At 65.7% G+C, this 18,128-nt stretch carries 13 protein-coding genes; 10 read left to right on the plus strand and 3 right to left on the minus strand.

The genetic code is table 11. The features are described 5' to 3' along the window. Nucleotides 1-354: 354 nt before the first annotated feature. Nucleotides 355-738 carry a DUF2794 domain-containing protein gene (locus tag HNS03_RS24530; RefSeq protein WP_367198681.1) on the minus strand — a complete coding sequence of 128 codons (384 nt, stop codon included), beginning with the start codon at nucleotides 736-738 and terminating at the stop codon, nucleotides 355-357. An 827-nt stretch (nucleotides 739-1,565) separates the two neighbouring features. Between HNS03_RS24530 and htpG the strand changes: the two genes are divergently transcribed. The 8 genes from htpG to HNS03_RS24570 all read left to right on the plus strand — a co-directional run bounded on the left by htpG (nucleotide 1,566) and on the right by HNS03_RS24570 (nucleotide 11,549). Beyond that, the gene (gene htpG, locus HNS03_RS24535; protein ID WP_367198682.1) at nucleotides 1,566-3,482 is read left to right on the plus strand and encodes a molecular chaperone HtpG; all 1,917 of its coding nucleotides are present in this window, start codon (nucleotides 1,566-1,568) and stop codon (nucleotides 3,480-3,482) included. 75 nt (nucleotides 3,483-3,557) lie between these two features. After that, the gene (locus tag HNS03_RS24540; protein WP_367198683.1) at nucleotides 3,558-4,775 is read left to right on the plus strand and encodes an aminotransferase class I/II-fold pyridoxal phosphate-dependent enzyme; all 1,218 of its coding nucleotides are present in this window, start codon (nucleotides 3,558-3,560) and stop codon (nucleotides 4,773-4,775) included. Beyond that, complete coding sequence (locus HNS03_RS24545; protein WP_367198684.1) at nucleotides 4,775-7,651, plus strand: DNA translocase FtsK 4TM domain-containing protein; 2,877 nt, start codon at nucleotides 4,775-4,777, stop codon at nucleotides 7,649-7,651. Before HNS03_RS24540 ends, HNS03_RS24545 begins: the two co-directional genes overlap by 1 nt. A 109-nt stretch (nucleotides 7,652-7,760) precedes the next feature. After that, nucleotides 7,761-8,429, plus strand: a complete 669-nt coding sequence (locus HNS03_RS24550) for an outer membrane lipoprotein carrier protein LolA (RefSeq protein ID WP_367198685.1) — start codon at nucleotides 7,761-7,763, stop codon at nucleotides 8,427-8,429. A 78-nt stretch (nucleotides 8,430-8,507) separates the two neighbouring features. Further along, nucleotides 8,508-8,999, plus strand: a complete 492-nt coding sequence (locus tag HNS03_RS24555) for a universal stress protein (RefSeq protein ID WP_367198686.1) — start codon at nucleotides 8,508-8,510, stop codon at nucleotides 8,997-8,999. A gap of 308 nt (nucleotides 9,000-9,307) precedes the next feature. Next, nucleotides 9,308-9,775, plus strand: coding sequence for a polymer-forming cytoskeletal protein (locus HNS03_RS24560; RefSeq protein ID WP_367198687.1), 468 nt, complete (start codon nucleotides 9,308-9,310; stop codon nucleotides 9,773-9,775). A gap of 115 nt (nucleotides 9,776-9,890) precedes the next feature. Continuing rightward, on the plus strand, nucleotides 9,891-10,724 hold the full coding sequence (locus HNS03_RS24565) for a hypothetical protein (RefSeq protein WP_367198688.1): 834 nt from the start codon (nucleotides 9,891-9,893) through the stop codon (nucleotides 10,722-10,724). A gap of 264 nt (nucleotides 10,725-10,988) precedes the next feature. After that, nucleotides 10,989-11,549 (plus strand): NifU family protein, encoded by a 561-nt coding sequence (locus HNS03_RS24570; protein WP_367198689.1) that lies wholly within the window; start codon nucleotides 10,989-10,991, stop codon nucleotides 11,547-11,549. A gap of 342 nt (nucleotides 11,550-11,891) precedes the next feature. Here HNS03_RS24570 and HNS03_RS24575 read toward each other — a convergent pair whose 3' ends face one another. Both HNS03_RS24575 and HNS03_RS24580 read right to left on the minus strand, forming a co-directional pair. Beyond that, nucleotides 11,892-12,512, minus strand: a complete 621-nt coding sequence (locus tag HNS03_RS24575; protein WP_367198690.1) for a hypothetical protein — start codon at nucleotides 12,510-12,512, stop codon at nucleotides 11,892-11,894. A gap of 87 nt (nucleotides 12,513-12,599) precedes the next feature. Next, complete coding sequence (locus HNS03_RS24580; protein WP_367198691.1) at nucleotides 12,600-12,758, minus strand: hypothetical protein; 159 nt, start codon at nucleotides 12,756-12,758, stop codon at nucleotides 12,600-12,602. Between the two features lie 112 nt (nucleotides 12,759-12,870). On the opposite strand from HNS03_RS24580, the gene putA reads away from it, so the two are divergent. Together putA and HNS03_RS24590 are read left to right on the plus strand one after the other, a co-directional pair. Then, nucleotides 12,871-16,026, plus strand: a complete 3,156-nt coding sequence (gene putA, locus HNS03_RS24585) for a bifunctional proline dehydrogenase/L-glutamate gamma-semialdehyde dehydrogenase PutA (protein WP_367198692.1) — start codon at nucleotides 12,871-12,873, stop codon at nucleotides 16,024-16,026. A 222-nt stretch (nucleotides 16,027-16,248) separates the two neighbouring features. Beyond that, nucleotides 16,249-16,629 carry a GFA family protein gene (locus tag HNS03_RS24590; RefSeq protein WP_367198693.1) on the plus strand — a complete coding sequence of 127 codons (381 nt, stop codon included), beginning with the start codon at nucleotides 16,249-16,251 and terminating at the stop codon, nucleotides 16,627-16,629. Nucleotides 16,630-18,128: the final 1,499 nt, after the last annotated feature.

Here is an 18,128-nt window from a genome sequence, read left to right on the forward strand (position 1 = left end):
GGAAAACCGTTCAAAGTTGCCATCACCGCCGTGATGCGCAAGCTCATCACCCATCTCAACGCCATCATCCGCGACGCTGAGACGGCCTGCGCACCGACCACATAGCAGACACGGTTGCTCATTCCCGCGCAAAGCGGGAAGCCATGTGGCCTTTGTCATCTGCTCAGGAAAAGCGGCAGCCGGACCCGACGAAGCCGGAACGGTGACGGACGTCAGCGCGTAAACCGCAGAACCCCTATGGATTCCCGCTTTCGCGGGAATGAGCGGAGTAAAAGGCCAACCATTTTTCCGGATTGGGTCTCTTCACCGCAATCTCGGACGGAAAACCGGTTCCCACTTTTCCTGGGATTGCTTTTAAGTCCCCACCAGCCGGAGAGCGCGCTTCTTTTCCAGAACGCGCAACACCTTGGCGAGGTCGTGGCCGCGCTTGAGAACCACGCCGCCGGCATTCACCACCGCATAGGCGCCCTGCTTGCGGGCGAGGTTGGGCGTCTTGGTGATCCGATAGAGCGGAACTTCGGCGGTGCGCCGGAAAATCGAGAAAGTGGCCTGGTCGCGATGATGGTCGATGGCATAGTCGCGCCACTCGCCTTCGGCGACCTTGCGCCCGTAAACTCTCAGGATGATGCCTAACTCGTCGCGCTGGAAGGCTGTCAGCCGGTGCGGGGATTTCGCCGGGCCGGATGGGCCAAACGGGACCACACCGGTCGGGAGTCGACTTTCTTCCGTCTCGCTCATGGCGCCTCCTGCCGTCATCCACCTGACATGATCGAGGCAAATGGACCGCGCATCAAGGGTTCGTCCGTGCTAAATTGGCCGACGCCGTTCCGCTTCCGAGACCGCGTCGTCTCATGCTCGGGTTTGCGCTCAAGATGCGCTCAGCCAAGTGATTCGCGCCGGCCGTTTTTTCCCTGATTTTTTGGGGGCGCGGGGGTAGGATTGGTTTGCCCGATTCAAAAAAACGTGACAAAAATCCTATCAGCGCAACTTATCGCACCGGAAAAGCGGGCATGTTGGCAGGTTCGTGTCGTTAGATATCACGTTTCTGCCTTAATTTGCCTTAATTGAGCCCTTGCGACGCCATTGGGAACCAGCAAGGTAGTTATGCGTTTCCCGGTTGATCCGGCCGCGCTCGGCTTTGGCAATCGTCAGCCCCCCAGCCCCCCGAAGCTGACGTCGCGGCCGGATCGCCCATTCCGGGTAATTCGCATGAAGGGCCGGCCCTCAGGGTCGGCCCTTTTTTCTTTCCGCTGTCCGCGCCCGGTCGACGAGCCCTTGCGGAAGCGCGCTTCGCCCTTCAATTAGATCCGCGTCAAAGCAACGAGTCAGATTCTGTCCGCGATTCCGTGAAAAGCGGAAGGGATCGGATTTTTGGCGAAACGCGGTTCGCGCCGTATTGCGGCCGATGGCCGGCCCGCGGTGCGTGTTGCGATCCGCAAGAGCCTTTTTCGGTCGATTCGATGCCCACTCGACAAGAAAAAGGCTCCAGATTCAATAGGTTGAGCAGTATCCATTCGGATTTGTTCGATCCGAACGGGGACGGCTCCAGCGAGGTGACACGGGTCATGAGCGACGAACAACAACACGCCCCTGCTGCCGAAACGCGCGCCTTCGAGGCCGATGTCGCGCGCCTTCTGCACCTGATGGTGCACTCCGTCTATTCCGACAAGGATGTCTTCCTGCGCGAGCTGATCTCGAACGCGGCCGACGCCTGCGAGAAGCTGCGCCATCGCGCCCTGGTCGATCCCACCGCCTATGGCGATGACAGCGCGCTGAAGGTCGTGGTGGAAACAGACGCGACGGCCGGACGCCTGGTCGTGTCCGACAACGGCGTCGGCATGTCGCGCGACGAACTGGTCGAAAATCTCGGAACCATCGCCCGCTCCGGCACACGAGCGTTCCTGGAGGCAACCGCGTCGACCGGTGACGGCTCAGGCCTGATCGGCCAATTCGGCGTCGGCTTCTATTCCGCTTTCATGGTCGCCAAGGAGGTGGTCGTGGAAAGCCGCGCGGCCGGGGCCGAGGAGGCCTGGACGTGGCGCTCGGACGGAACCGGCGCCTTCACGGTGGAGCCGGCCGGCGACGACGCGCCCGCCCGCGGTACCCGCGTGACCCTTGTACTTGCCGACGACGCCAAGGAGTTTGCCGAGGAAGCCCGCATCGAGCGGATCATCAAGCACTATTCCGCGCACGTTCCGATCCCGGTCTTCGTCAAGGCCAAGGACGCGGCCGCTGAGAAGGAGGTGGTCGACGGGACCGCGCTCTGGGTGAAGCCGAAGTCGGAGATCTCTCAGGAGGAGTACAAGGAGTTTTACAGCTTCGTCTCCGGCCATTGGGACCAGCCGGCGCTGACCATCCACTACCGGGCGGAAGGCCGGCAGGAATATTCCGTGCTCCTGTTCGTGCCGGAGACGCGTCCGTTCGATCTGTTCGAGCCGGAACGGCGCGGCAAGATCCGGCTCTATGTCCGCCGGGTGTTCATTACCGACGATGCGGAGCTCCTGCCGTCCTGGCTGCGCTTCGTGCGCGGCGTGATCGATTCCCAGGACCTGCCGCTGAACCTCTCCCGCGAGATGCTGCAGAACAATCCGCTGCTGGCCTCGATCCGCAAGGCGGTGACCAACCGCATCCTGTCGGAGCTGGAAAAACTCGCGGAAAACGACGCGGAGGCCTACGCCAAGGTTTGGGAGGCTTTCGGGGCGGTCCTTAAAGAGGGCATCTACGAGGACGGCGAACGCCGCGACGCGCTCTACAAGCTCACCCGGTTCCATACCACGGCGGATACGACGGGATGGCGGACGCTGTCCGACTATGTCGCCGACATGCGAGAGAACCAGACCGCGATCTTTTACGCGATCGGCGACGATGCGGAGAAGGTCGCCGCCTCGCCGCAGCTGGAAGGTTACCGGGCGCGCGGGATCGAGGTCCTGCTTCTGACCGATCCGGTGGATTCCTTTTGGGTTCAGGCAGCCGTTGGGTTCGAAGGCAAGCCGTTCCAGTCCGTCACCCAGGGCAAGGCGGATCTGGAGGCGATCCCGCTTCTGGACGAGGCCGGCGAAAAGGAAGAGCCGGCGCGGGCCGGCGACCTTGCAACGCTAACGGCGCTCTTCAAGCAGCATCTCGGCGAGCGCGTGAGCGATGTGCGTCCGTCGGAGCGGTTGGCCAGCAGCGCGGCCTGCCTCGTGGCGCCGGATCTCGGGCCGGATCGCCAGTTCGAGCGCCTGATGGCGCGTCAGGCGGAGGGGCGCGGCCGGATACCTCCGGTCCTGGAGCTCAATCCGCGCAATCGATTGGTTCGCGCCCTGGCGGAAAAGGCGTCGGCGGGCGGTGCTGCCGATCAGCTCAATGAAGCTGCCGACCTGCTTCTTGCCAGCGCGGAGATCCTGGACGGCGAGGCACCGAGCGATCCGGCCGCCTTCAATGCCCGTTTGCTGGCGATGATGGAGCAGGCCTTTGCGGCCGGCGGCCCGTCCGAGGGATAGGGCACGTGGGCCACGGTTAAAGCCGGATTAACCTTGTTCGGGTAGGTTTCGGGTCATCATTCAACGAGACCGACGATGACCGGACCGTATCGTTCAGAGTTTCCGGCGCACATTGCCGACTCGCCTTTCCAGCGCCTGGCCAGGCTGATCGAAGGTCAGGCGCCCGGCGCCCAGCCCATTGACCTTGCCGTCGGTGGGCCGCGCCATGCCATTCCCGAATTTGTGGAAAGCACGATCGCCGCCCATGTCGGCGGCTTCGGGCTCTATCCGACGATCCGTGGCACCGAGGGGTTTCGGGCCGCGGTCGCCGCATGGCTCTCCCGGCGCTATGGCCTGGAAGACCTGATCGACCCGACCGACGCGATCCTTCCGCTCAACGGCAGCCGGGAAGGGCTGTTCCTCGCCTCACAAGGCGCGGTCTCCTATCTGAAGAAGCCGGTCGAAACCCCGGTCGTGCTGGTCCCGAACCCCGGCTACCCCGCCTATTCGGTGGGGGGCTACATGATCGGTGCCGAGGTCGTCGCCTATGTTCCCGCCGACATCGACGGGGTGATGCCCGACTGGGATGCGCTCGATCCGAGCCTTTTGGAGCGAGCGGTCGCGGTGTTCGTCGGCTCGCCGGCCAATCCCCAAGGCACCTGCGCCAGCCGCGAGGATTGGGCAGATCTCCTCGCGCGTGCCGAGGCGCACGGGTTCATGGTGTTTGCCGACGAGTGCTACTCGGAGATCTATCGCGAGCAAGCCGGGCCGCCGGCGGGTGCGCTGGAAGCGGCGGCGGCGCGCGGCAGCCTTGAGCGCCTTGTCGTCTTCAATTCCCTTTCCAAGCGCTCCAGCCTGCCCGGTCTACGCTGCGGCTTTGCCGCCGGCGATCCGGCGTTCCTGACCGACTGGGCGCGGCTTCGCAACATGGTCGGGCCCCAGGTGCCGACCCCGGTGCAGGCGCTCGCCGCCGAAGCCTATCGCGACGAAGCGCACGTGGCGGAGAACCGGCGGCGCTACGACGTGAAGTTCGCAAGTGCCGAGGCCACCCTTGGCGACAGCTTCGAACGGCTCGTACCGCCGGCGGGATTCTGCCTCTGGCTCGACGTGTCGGCCTTTGGCGACGACGCGGAGGTCACGCGGCGAATGTGGGTCGACACCGGCGTACGGGCGGTTCCCGGCTCCTATTTGGGCGCGCCGATGCCGGACGGTTCGAATCCGGGCGTCGGCTACGTTCGGCTCGCGCTGGTTCAGGACGAGGCGGCGACCGAGGAGGCGATGAACCGCCTGGCAAACTTGTTCGGGAGTTGGTGATGACGATGCTTCGCGCCCTACCGCTCGACGGGATCGCGGAACACCCGATCGTGGAGACCCTGACGGGACATCTGGTGCGTCTTGTCGGTGCGTTGCTGGTGGTCGTTTCGCTGGCGCTGATCGTGGCGCTCGCGACCTGGTCCGTGACCGATCCGAGCCTTTCTTATGCCGTCGACCGGCCAATCAACAATTGGCTGGGCTGGCCGGGTTCGGTCGTCGCCGATCTTTTGATGCAGACGGTGGGGCTGGCCGCCCCGCTGGTCGTGGTGCTGCCGCTCGCGGTTGCCGCCAAGCTGCTGCGTCGTCGTCCGCCGCTTCTGCATTGGTCGCGCTTTCTGTATGCGCTGCTGGCGATCGCCGCATCGGCGGCGGCACTCGCGCTGGTGCCGGCGTCGGCGGGTTGGCCGCTTCCAACCGGTCTCGGCGGGGCGCTCGGTGACGGGGTGGTGGCGATCACGGTCGCTCCGCTCGGAGGGGCCAAGGGGCTCGCCGCAATCGCCTCGGTTGGCGTCTTCGCGCTTGTCGCCGCCTTTGCCGCCTTCCGCACGGCCGTGCCGCGTCCCCGCCACCGGCTTGCCGCGGCAGCGGTGGCCAGTCGCGGCTTCGATGTCCGGCCGGTTCAGCCGGCCTCGGAGGTCACGCGTCGCGCCCGGCCGGCGCAAAAGCGGGCGCCGGATCCGTTCGAGGAGGAGGACGACGGCGAGGAAGATGGCGGCACGCTGTCGGCCTTCGCCGGCCGCGTGACCCATTGGGCGCTTGCGACCCGGGCGCGCTACCGCCGCCGCTTCGCCGGCAAGACTGGGACGCAGAACGATCCGCGCCGGCGCTCGGGCTCGCTGCGGGATGCCTTGCGCAAGGCCACGGCGGCGGAAGACGAGGATGTCGGCTTCGACACGGGGTTCGACGAGGCCGCCTATGGCGAAGAACCGGCCCCGCCGCTGCGCCGCCGGCGGGTCGAGCCCCGCTTCGATCTGGGCGCATGGACCGACGAGGTCGAGGAAGCCGTCGACGATGTCCGTCAGGCGCGCGACGATCGCGACGAGACCCGCTTCTCCCGGGAGCCCGAGGCAGACGAAGCGCAGGACGATCCGTTCGCGGACGACAACGACGATCCGGATCCGTATGATGATCCGCCGTTCGATGTCGACGACGACCCGTTTGACGCTGCGGATGATGGGCCCACGTACCAGCCTGCGCGCGAGACACGGGCACAGGCGGCGTCTCCGGCCAGGGAGCGGTCCCAGCCTCAGTCGGTGCCGGCCGTCACCACGCGCGTTTCCGCGCCTGCTGGACCCGCCAAGGCCGGCAAACGCATCATTCGCGAGGCGCAGCCCTCCCTGCTGCGCAATCCCGGCGAATACGAGCATCCGCCGCTGGGCCTCCTGATGGCACCGCCGGCGGGCCGACGCGACACCGGTATGACGCCGGAGTCCCTGGAGCAGAACGCGCGCATCCTGGAGGGTGTGCTGGAAGACTTCGGAGTGCGCGGCGAGATCATCAATGTGCGGCCCGGTCCGGTCGTGACGCTCTACGAGCTGGAGCCGGCGCCGGGCATCAAATCGTCTCGTGTGATCGGTCTCGCCGACGATATCGCCCGCTCCATGAGTGCGGTGTCGGCCCGTGTCGCCGTGATTTCCGGCAAGAACGCTATCGGCATCGAGCTTCCGAACGAACGCCGCGAGACCGTGTTCCTGCGCGAACTGCTGGCTTCTGCGGACTTCGAGAAATCCAAGGCGCGTCTGCCGTTGGCGCTCGGCAAGACCATCGGCGGCGAATCCGTCATTACCGATCTTGCCCGTATGCCGCATCTGCTGGTCGCGGGCACCACCGGCTCGGGTAAGTCGGTCTCCATCAACACCATGATCCTGTCTCTGCTCTATCGGCTGAAGCCGGAGCAGTGCCGGCTGATCATGGTCGATCCGAAGATGCTGGAACTCTCCGTCTACGATGGCGTGCCGCATCTGCTGACCCCGGTGGTGACAGATCCGAAGAAGGCGGTGGTCGCGCTGAAATGGGCCGTGCGCGAGATGGAAGAGCGCTATCGCAAAATGGCGAAGCTCGGCGTGCGCAACATCGACGGCTACAACAACCGGCTCGCAGAGGCGCAAAAGAAGGGCGAGACGCTGACCCGGGTGGTCCAGACCGGCTTCGACCGGGAGTCCGGCGAGGCGATCTTCGAGGAGGAGACCCTCGACTTCGAGCCGATGCCCTATATCGTCATCATCGTCGACGAGATGGCCGACCTGATGATGGTCGCCGGCAAGGACATCGAAGGCGCCATCCAGCGGCTGGCCCAGATGGCGCGCGCAGCCGGCCTGCATTTGATCATGGCCACCCAGCGTCCGTCGGTCGACGTCATCACCGGCACGATCAAGGCGAATTTCCCGACGCGCATCTCCTTCCAGGTGACGTCGAAGATCGACAGCCGCACGATCCTGGGCGAGATGGGCGCCGAGCAACTGCTCGGCCAGGGCGACATGCTTTACATGGCCGGCGGCGGCCGCATCCAGCGCGTGCATGGCCCGTTCGTGTCCGACGAGGAGGTCGAGGAGATCGTCGCGCACCTGAAGGCCCAGGGCGTGCCGGACTATCTCGATCAGGTGACGGAAGAGGACGGAGAAACCGCCTCGCAGTCGTCGTTCGACTTGGGCGTCGACAACATGTCGGAGTCCGACGACCTCTACGACAAGGCCGTCGCCGTTGTCCTGCGCGACCGCAAGGCCTCGACCAGCTACATCCAGCGCCGGCTGTCGATCGGCTACAACCGCGCCGCGTCGCTGATCGAGCGCATGGAAGACGAGGGGGTGGTCGGCCCGGCGAACCATGCCGGCAAACGCGACATTTTGGTCCCCGAGCGCGAAGAGGCGGAAGCGTGACATTGCCGCAACTTCGTCAAATGACGGGCTTATGTCCGGCCCTCAATCCAATTTTCGATTCGTGTAGGTGATTTCGGGCGATGCGCCCGGAACGAGGAGAGTCCCTCCCATGAGTGGCACCGTAAAGCGCCATCCTTCCCACGGTGGTCCGGGCTTCTGGGTCCGCACCGCCGTCATTCTGGCGGCCCTGGCCGGCCTCACCATCGCCGCGACATCGGCGCGTGCCGAGGCACCGACCAAGGCGCTGAGCGAAATCAGCGAGTATTTCAACGACATCGATACGATGCGTGGCGAGTTCGTCCAGATCGGGCCGGAAGGCCAGCGCTCCGACGGTCAATTCGCCCTGGCTCGGCCCGGCAAGGTCCGCTTCCACTATAACCCGCCCGCTCAGCTCGACATCATCGCCGACGGCACGTCGGTCGCCGTCCGCAATCGCAAACGCGCGACCCAGGACATCTGGCCGCTCAGCAAGACGCCGCTGCGCTTCCTCTTGTCGAAGGACATCGACCTGGCCTCCGACGCCAAGGTCAGCCGCGTGGAGATGCGCCCGGACGTGGTGATGGTCACAATCGACGAGAACACGACCTTCGGCGACGGCACGCTCACCTTGATGTTCGATCGCGGCACCGCCGAGCTGAAGCAGTGGGAGGTGGTCGATTCCCAGGGGCAGCGCACCCAGGTCTCGATCTACAACGTCGCGCTGGACAAGCCGGTCGATCCGGACCTCTTCAAGATCGACTACACGGTGATCCGCGAGGGCGTGAACAATCGCCGCTGACGGGGCCGAGGACGGCTGCGACATGGCGCGCGCGAGATCCGTCTTGCCGGCCCTGCATGGCAATGGCAGAGTTCTGCCATGATCAGCCCTCGAAAGAGTTACGAGCCGGGCCACCAGCGGAAGTTTCTGGTGGTTATCGATGAAACTCCCGAGTGTGACCGCGCGGTGGTGTATGCCGCCAAGCGGGCCGAGCGCACGGGCGGCATCGTGACGCTTCTCTATGTGATCTCGCCCAGCGAATTTCAGCATTGGCTTGGGGTGGAGAGCATCATGCGTGCCGAGAAGGAAGAAGAGGCGCGCGCAACGCTGTCGCGGTTCGTGGATCGGGCCCGGGCGATCGCCAAGGTCGATCCGGAAACGGTGGTGCGCGAAGGCAACCGCTCCGAGGAGATCCGCACGCTGATCGACGAGGACGTGGACATCGCGATCCTCGTGCTGGCGGCGGGAACCGGTTCGGAAGGACCTGGTCCGCTGGTGTCCTCGATCACCAGCGCCTCGGGCGGCTTCCATATCCCGGTGACGATCGTCCCCGGCGATCTGTCCGATGAGGAAATCACCGGCCTGGCCTAGGGCCATGACCCTGGCGCGCCCGCACACGGCCCCGCACCGTTCCATTCGGTTTCTCGCGATCGGACGATCGGTCGTCGTCCACGCATCCTTGATGATGCGCGCGCGCCGCGATGTCGCCCGAAAGTCCGTTTTAGTGCGTAGTGACCTCGATCGAACGTCCATCTGACCGGCGGTCCGCGCCGGGATGCGGCGCTCGAGATTCTGGTTTCGAAACCCCGCTCCTCCGAGTACTGAGATAGCGCAGTCGGTGGCCTCGAGCGGGGTCGAAGCCACGACGTTGGAAATGCTGGAGGCGGGAGAGGCTCTCTATGGACACCAGCGGCGAGCAGCAATTTTACGTCGGCGCCAAGACGGTGCTTCAGAATGCGACCGTCGAGGTGCAAGGCACCGCGCAGATCGACGGCGAGTTCCACGGCGAACTCAAGGCCACCCATCTGGTGGTGGGCGAGGAAGGCTTCGTTTCGGGGACCGTGACCAGCGAGACCGCCGAGATTCAGGGGCGGGTCGAGGGGACGGCGACCCTCTCCGGTCAACTGACGATCCGGGCAAGCGGTCTGCTCAAGGGCAAGGTTCACTACGGCTCGCTGTCGGTCGACGCGGGCGCCCGATTGATCGGCGATCTTGCGACGGAAGACGGCGAGGCGGGCGATCGCCCGAAGCGCGAAAGCCGCAGCAAGACTGCGTCCTCCAAGACCGAAAGCAAAGCTGAGAGCAAGGCCGAGAAGAAGGCCGAAGAAGAGCGCGCGGCGGCGTCCCAGACCACAGACGAAGTCTGATCGCTCCCCCACGGGCGGGCCTTGCGATCGATCCGCCCGGATTTTCAAGCTGATCACGTATGGTCGTTCGCCCCGACGAGGAAGGGGTGGGCGGGAATAAAAAGGGCGAATGAGGATGACGGATGCCGGGTCCGATTCGGATCGCAGCAAGTTGCGGACGATCATGTGTGTGGCGCGGAGCGGGGGGCAGGGTAAAACCACCGTCGCTCAGCTCGTGCACGTGATCAGCCAGCGCAACCGCATCAACCGGCGTCTCTATTCGGCCGACTTCCTGGTGAGCAGCCAAGGCTCCAAGCTCGGTCGGCTCTATCCGGGGCGCGTCACCGAGTTCGGTATCGGCGCGAGCTACGACCAGGTGCGCGACAGCTCCGATCCCAACCACTCGATCCGCTACTGGGATCGGCTCGGCGAGGTGCTGGCGCAAGGCGATGCGCTGATCGATCTCGGCGCCAACGTGATCGATCGGGTGCTGGAATGGGCGCGGCAACGCCAGGCCAACACGGTCCTCAAGAAGCGTGGTGCGCCGCTGACCGATGTCTGTGTGATCTGCAAGTCGACGATGCATTCCGTCGATCAGGCCGTCAGCTTGGCGCGGACCTTCATCGACGACGAGCCTTGGCCGGTGGGCAAGGTGGTGATCGTGATCAATGAGGCCGAGGGTAAGGTGCTGAACGAGGAGGCCCGCTCCAAGCTCCTCGATCTGCGCGAACACCCGAAGATCGATTTCGTGCGGTTGCCGTTCTGCGATTCAGAGGTCTGGCGGCTGACGGAGATGCAGCAATATTCGCTCGCCGATGCGCTGGATTGGGATCCCGACGATCTGGTCGAGCGGTTCGACCTCGACATTTGGGACGCGACCTCCGGCCTGGCGGAAATGGGGGCGTGGGTCGACGTGTTCGGTAAGAAGCTGGCCGCCTCCGGCCTGGTGCCGCGCGCTGGCAAGGAGTAGGCCGCAGCGGCGTGGGCCGCAGTCTCGGCTCGGCGTTTGCCGGCTTGGCGGAATGCGGCCCGGAATGGAATTCCTCGCATGAGGACTTGAAGCCGCCCCTTCGGCACCCGATAACAAAGTCAGCGCGCATTCGGCAACGTGTGCCGCTTTGCGCATTAACTGCTTGTTTTGTCGCAATTTCGAACGGAAATCGGCTTCTCCGTTCCTGAAATTGCTCTCGTTTTCTGGTCCATCAGTGCGGCCTTGAACCGCAACGGAGGCGCCATGTTCATTCAGACCGAATCCACTCCCAATCCGCAGACCCTCAAGTTCATCCCGGGCGAAACCGTGCTCGGCGAAGGAACGCGGGATTTTCGCTCCGGGGACGAGGCGGCCGTTTCGCCGCTCGCCCAGCGCCTGTTTGCCGTGCCGGGGGTGACCGGCGTGTTCCTCGGTGCCGACTTCGTGTCGGTGACCAAGGCCGACGACGACTGGCAGCATCTCAAGCCGGCGATCCTCGGCGCGATCATGGAGCACTATCTCTCCGATCAGCCCGTGCTTGTCGAAGGCACTGGCGAGGAGGCGGGTGACGAGTTCTTCGCTGCCGATGACGAGGCGACCGTCTCGATGATCAAGCAGCTCCTCGACGAGCGCGTCCGGCCGGCGGTCGCTAACGATGGGGGCGACATCACCTTCAAGGGTTTCAAGGACGGCATCGTGTTCCTGTCCATGCGCGGAGCGTGCGCGGGGTGCCCGTCGTCGACCGCCACGCTGCGGATGGGTATCGAAAACCTGATGCGCCATTTCGTGCCGGAAGTGCAGGAAGTTCGCGCCGTCGAAGCGTAGACCGGATCGACCGCTCAAGGCCGGGGTTCGTGCCGGTCTTGGCGCCTGTCGGGACGTCGCAGTGGACGCTCGCAGCTCGGTCGAGCTGGCGTCGTGCCGTGGCCTACCGGGATAAGGCCGCTCCGATTGCGGTCCCGACGCCGATGCCGATCGAAAGGCCGAGGGCGAGCTCGCCCATCGCGACGCCAAGGCTAGTTCCGATTCCTGCGCCCAGGGCGATTCCAACGCCGATCTTCGAGTGCTGCTTTTGCATGCGTTCACCCCGTCCGCCTATTCCAGTGCGCTCGGTATCTCCCATGTCGGGCGCGACGAGCAAGCGGGAATGGCCTTAGACAGGGGCAGTTAGAGATTCTGCTTCAAGAGCCTCTGCACACGGCGGCGCTCCCACATGGCGGAGATCTGCTCGGTCTCGATCGTGGCGGGAACGATGTTGTCGCCCGGCGTGTCCGGCTTGAAGCGGAAGGTGCGTTTTGCGCCGATCGTCAGCGCTTCGGAGGAATGCGCGGCCACCACGATCAGCTCGAATTCCTTGAACACGTCGCTCGGCGGGGTGTCCATGTCCGGCAGCTCGGTGCAGCGGCGCGTCCGCTCGATCAGACTGCCGAGCGTGCCGATATCCATATGATCGCCCTGGCAGAGCGGCCCCTGGTTGGTGGCTTCTTTCGAGCGTGGCTTGTTCTCGTCCAGTCCTTCGACATCCGTGACCGCCATCATCCAGCTTTTGTCGTCGGTTTTCAGGATGCCGAGGATGCTCTGCACATAAATCGGCTCCTGGCTCATGTTGCTGACGAGGCAGTGGGCGTTCATGCCGACCCCGGCGCCTCGATTGATCAGGATTTTCGGTTTGCGCTGGCGCAGATAGGCCATCAGGAAAAGCTGAAGATAGACGAACCAGACGACCAGCATCGCCAGATTGATGGCGACGTTGAGCGCGCCGGAATTCTCTCCAAGCCAATTGAGCATCCGCCGCTTGCCTCCGTGTTTGCCGGCAATCAGCGGCAAACACGCAAATGGCGGAATCGTTCAACCGCAGCGGGACCGCGGAGGCATCTACTCGGGGCGGATCGCGACGGTCACGATCACGAGCGCGAAGCCGACGAGGGCGAGTTTCCAGGCATCGGCGCGGCGCTTAAATCCGGGAAAGCCGAGCGGCCGAATCACCTGAACCGCCATGGCGAGCACAACCAGAAGCGTGACCAGCCGGCTCACCGGAGCCAACCGTAGCTGGAGCGTCCGCCGTGATGGATTGCGCAGGCGGTCGCGACACGACACGATGCCGGTCCATCACGCTTTCTTCGTTCCGTCGCCTGGGGAGCTCGCATTGCTGTTTGAAACCTCGCTCGCTGAATCCGGTCCGCTGCGCCAGCGCTTCCGGGAGGACATTCGCGCCGACGAAACGGCAATCGCCCGCCGCCTGATCGATGCGGCCACGCTGCCCGCCGACCAGGTCGACAGGATTGCCGAGACCGCCCGCGAGCTCGTGCGCGGCGTGCGCTCCGGCCGGATCGGGCGCGGCGGCATCGATGCGTTCATGCACGAATACGAGCTCTCCTCGAAAGAGGGCGTGGTGCTGATGTGCCTCGCCGAAGCCATGCTCAGGGTGCCCGATGCGCACACCGTGGACAAGCTGATCGAGGACAAGATCGGCACGGCGGAGTGGGACAGCCATCTTTGGAAGTCCGATTCCTTCTTCGTCAACGCCTCCACCTGGGGGCTGATGCTGACGGGCCGTGTCGCCCGGTTGGACGACAACGAGGGCCGCGACGCCCGCGCCGTGCTCGGCCGGCTGGTGCATCGGGCAGGCGAACCGGTGATCCGACGCGCCGTGCGCGAGGCCATGCGCATTCTCGGCCGCCAGTTCGTCATGGGCCGCTCCATCAAGGAGGCGCTGTCGAACGCCCGCGAAGCGGAAAGCGAGGGCTATCGCCACTCCTACGACATGCTCGGCGAGGCGGCCCGCACCATGGCCGACGCCGACCGCTATTTCGACAGCTACGCCAATGCCATCAAGGAGATCGGCAAGGCCTCCAAAACCCGCTCTGGCATGGACGCGCCGGGCATCTCCGTGAAGCTGTCGGCGCTGCATCCGCGCTACGAGTTCGCCAAGCGCGAGCGGGTAATGAGCGAGCTCGCGCCGCGGCTGGCCGATCTTGCCGTCATGGCCAAGGACGCCGATATCGGCTTCACCGTCGACGCCGAAGAGGCCGACCGGCTGGATCTTTCCCTCGATGTGATCGAGGCGGTGGCGATGGACCCGCGGCTGAAGGGTTGGGACGGCTACGGGCTCGCGATCCAGGCCTATCAGAAGCGCTGCCACGCGCTGATCGACTGGCTGGAGGACCTCGCCAAGCGGGCCAACCGGCGGCTGGCGGTGCGCCTCGTCAAGGGCGCCTACTGGGACAGCGAGATCAAATGGGCCCAGGAGCGCGGCCTGCCGGGCTATCCCGTCTTCACCCGCAAGGTGCTGACCGACGTCTCCTACATCGCCTGCGCCAAGAAGCTGCTGGCCGCCGACACCGCCTTCTATCCGCAGTTCGCCACCCACAATGCCCATACGGTCGCCACCATCCTGGAGCTTGCCGGCAACCGCCAGGACTTCGAGTTCCAGCGCCTGCACGGCATGGGCGAGGCGCTCTATACCCAGATCGTCGGCGAGAAGGCGCTGAACCGGCCCTGCCGGATCTACGCTCCGGTCGGCACCCATGAGGACTTGCTCGCCTATCTCGTCCGCCGGCTTCTGGAAAACGGCGCCAACTCCTCGTTCGTGAACCGGATTCAGGACGAGAAGCTGCCGATCGACGCCATCGTCGCCGATCCGATCCACCAGGCGCGCGGGCTTTCGTCCTATCCCAATCCGAACATCCCGTTGCCGCAAAATCTCTACGGCGCGGCGCGCAAGAACTCCCAGGGCCTCGACCTGACCGACCCGGCGGCGCTGGCGCCGGTGGCGGAGCGCATGGAGCGGTTTGCGGCTTACCGGTGGGAGGGGCGGCCCTCGGTCGGCGGCAGCCCGCAGGAGGGGACCGCGCGCGAGGTGCGCGATCCGGCCGACCATTCCCGCATCATCGGCACCATGACCGACGCCACCCCGGAACTGGCCACCAAAGCGCTAGAGCGCGCCACCCGCGCCTTCCCTGCCTGGGACGCCACGCCCGCCGGCAAGCGCGCGGAGATCCTAGAGAAGGCCGCCGATCTCTACGAGGAGAATCTGGCCGAGCTTTCAGCCATCTGCGTGCGCGAGGCGGGCAAGATCATGCTCGACGCGGTCGCGGAGGTGCGCGAGGCGGTCGACTTCCTGCGCTATTACGCCCACCGCGCCCGGATCGATTTCGCCGAACCCGAGGCGATGCCCGGACCGACGGGAGAGCGCGACGAATATTGGCTCGCCGGGCGCGGCACCTTTCTGTGCATCTCGCCCTGGAACTTCCCGCTGGCGATCTTCACCGGCCAGGTCTCCGCCGCCCTTGCCGCCGGCAACTCGGTGCTCGCCAAGCCGGCCGAGCAGACCCCGCTGGTGGCCGCGCGCGCGGTGGAGCTTCTGCACCAGGCCGGTGTGCCCGGCGACGTGCTGCATCTCCTGCCCGGCGACGGCGCGGCGATCGGCGGCGCGCTGCTGCCGGATCCGCGCGTTTCCGGCGTCGCCTTCACCGGCTCGGTGGAGACCGCGCACATCATCAACCGGGCGCTCGCCGCTCGCGACGGCGCCATCGTGCCGTTGATCGCCGAGACCGGCGGCCAGAACGCCATGATCGTGGACTCCACCGCGCTGCCGGAGCAGGTGGTGGTGGATCTGTGCGCCTCCGCGTTCCAGTCGGCCGGCCAGCGCTGTTCCGCCGCGCGCGTGCTGTTCGTGCAGGAGGACTGCGCCGACCGCACGCTCACCATGCTCGCCGGCGCCATGGCCGAACTTGCGATCGGCGACCCGTCCGATCTCGCCACCGACATCGGCCCGGTGATCGACGCCGAGGCCAAGGAGGCGCTCACCGCCCACATCGCGCGCATGGAGAAGGAGGCGAAGCTGATCGCCCGCGCGCCGGCCACGGCTCAGATGGAAAAGGGCACCTTCGTTGCCCCGGTCGCTTTCGAGATCGACTCGCTCGACCGGCTGAAAAAGGAAGTCTTCGGCCCGGTGCTGCACGTGATCCGCTACAAGGCCAGCCGGATCGACCAGGTCATGGATGCCATCAACGCCACCGGCTTCGGGCTGACCATGGGGCTCCACACCCGCATGGACACCGAGGTGGAGTGGCTGCGCCGGCGCGCCGGGGCGGGCAACCTCTACGTCAACCGCAACATGATCGGCGCCGTGGTCGGCGTGCAGCCCTTCGGCGGCGAGGGCCTGTCGGGCACTGGCCCCAAGGCGGGCGGCCCGCGCTATCTCTCGCGCTTCGCCACCGAGCGGGTCATCTCCATCAACACCACGGCGGCCGGCGGCAACGCGTCGCTGATGAGCATGGGGGACGATTTGCCCGGTTGAGCGTCCTTAGACGAGCGGTGGGCGGCCTGGTTTTTTCTGGCCGCAATTCCGGACGCAAAACCGCAAGAGCACTTTTGCTGGAATCGCTCGGGCCCGGCACGCAGTCGCGCGCTGGTGGGAGTGGTCCGGAGAGGCGGTGCTCTGATCGCATCTGCGCCAATCCTTCGCGGCGGCCCGTCCTCTGCTAGGCTGTGCCGATGCGATGCTTGAGGGAGGTGCGACATGGACCAGGTCACCGGCGGCTGCCTGTGCGGCGACGTGCGGGTCGTGGCGACGGGACGCCCGGACCGCGTCGGCCTCTGCCACTGCCTCGACTGCCGCAAACACCACGGCGCGCTCTTCCACGCCTCGGCGATCTTCCCCGAGGCCGCGGTGACGGTGACGGGCGAGACCCGCGCCTTTCGCGGCCGGGTGTTCTGCCCGCGCTGCGGCTCGTCGGTGGTCTCGCTCAGCCCCGGCGAGGTCGAGGTCCATCTCGGCGCTCTCGACGCCCCCGACCGGTTCGTCCCGAGCTACGAGCTCTGGACCCTCCGCCGGGAGGCCTGGCTGCCGCCGTTCCCCGGCCTGACGGGCTACCCGCGGGACCGGGAGGCCGCGGAGTAGGGTGAGTTTTCACCCCTCACGCCGAGTTCGCTTGCGCTCACCGGCTCCGGGAGAGCGCGTGGTCGCTGTCGTTCCCGGTCGCTGCGCTCCTCGCCTCTTGCCCGGCCGGCGGACGGTCGTCCGCTGGCTTCGCAATCCCAGGAAAAGTGGGCACCGGTTTTCCGGCCTTTTTTGCTCACGCGAGCTTCCCTTCGGTCGCCGCTCGTGTGAGCGGACATACCAAACCGCCCCCCGTGCCGCATCCGGCCGGGGTGACAGGCAAACGGGATCGGTGGGGCAGAGATCGACCTGCCTTCAAGCTTCGTCCTGAAGGCAGACAAGTCGATCGTTGAGAAGACCGAGCATCTTGTCCGCGCTCAAACGCGCGCGGGATGCTCGGGATGGCGGCCATCCGATTTAATAGTGTGCGGTCGCCCTTCGGCGCGGGTTTTCAGATCGATCAGCTTGTCGGCGGTCCGCTTCGCGGCCGCCGGCTGATCTTGCCTGACGGTCGAACCGATGCAGCCACCCTTCTCCCAAGGGCGCGAAGGAGTCGGACCTTCCGCCCCTCCACCGGGCAGCGAACACCGCGCAGTCGCAGAAACCTCTACGAGGGGCGGCTTGAGAAAACCGCCTTTTCGAGGCCATGCGCGCAGCTTCCCGCCTTTGGTTCCGGCGGACACCACATGCCATCGGTACCGGGAGCATCCCCGCGCTCGTACCGAGCGCGGACAGGATGCTCGTCTTGAAGATCGATCAACTTTTGGTCCGCGATCCGAAAGGATCGGCGGGCCGTTGATCTCGTCCGCCCGTCCGTTACACGGGCCGCAACCCGGCCGTCAGGCCCCAGAGCATTTTCGAGCGAAGCGGGTCCCGCTTCGCGTCCCGAAAATGCGGCTTGAAGACGAGGCTCGGTTTCCTCGCGAAACCGAGCCGGGCCACGTGGCGGTCGGTCCGGCACGGCTCCCAGCGGGTCAAGCGACAAGGGGAGAATACGGGAGGATTGAGGGGGCGGGGATAAGTGGGGGGATGGGATGGGCCGCTGGCGCCGAGTGTGCGGCCTGATTTCTGTTCCGCTCACGCGAATTCGCTTCGCTCATCGCTCCGCGAGGGCGGCCTGGTTTGTTTGGGACGCTATCGCGAACGGAAAACCGGTTCCCACTTTTCCTGCGATTGCTCGGACCGGCGCGCGGTCGCGCGCTGGTTGGTTCAGCCCGGAACGGCGGTGCTCGGATCGCATCTGCGCCAACCCAACCCGCTCATTCCCGCGAAAGCGGGAATCCATAGGGCCTCTCGGGGAACTGTTGACCCTGAGGCCCGGTCAGCGAAAGTCGGCGCCCGGCACGGACGCCTCGACCGCCTATGTTCGTCGCCGTCTCATGATGGATTCCCGCTTTCGCGGGAATGAGCAACCGTGTCTGCTATGTGGTCGGTGCGCAGGCTGTCTCGGCGTCGCGGATGATGGCGTTGAGATGGGTGATGAGCTTGCGCATCACGGCGGTGATGGCAACTTTGAACGG

The sequence above is a fragment of the Amorphus sp. 3PC139-8 genome, assembly GCF_040750475.1.
Taxonomy (GTDB): Bacteria; Pseudomonadota; Alphaproteobacteria; order Rhizobiales; family Amorphaceae; genus Amorphus.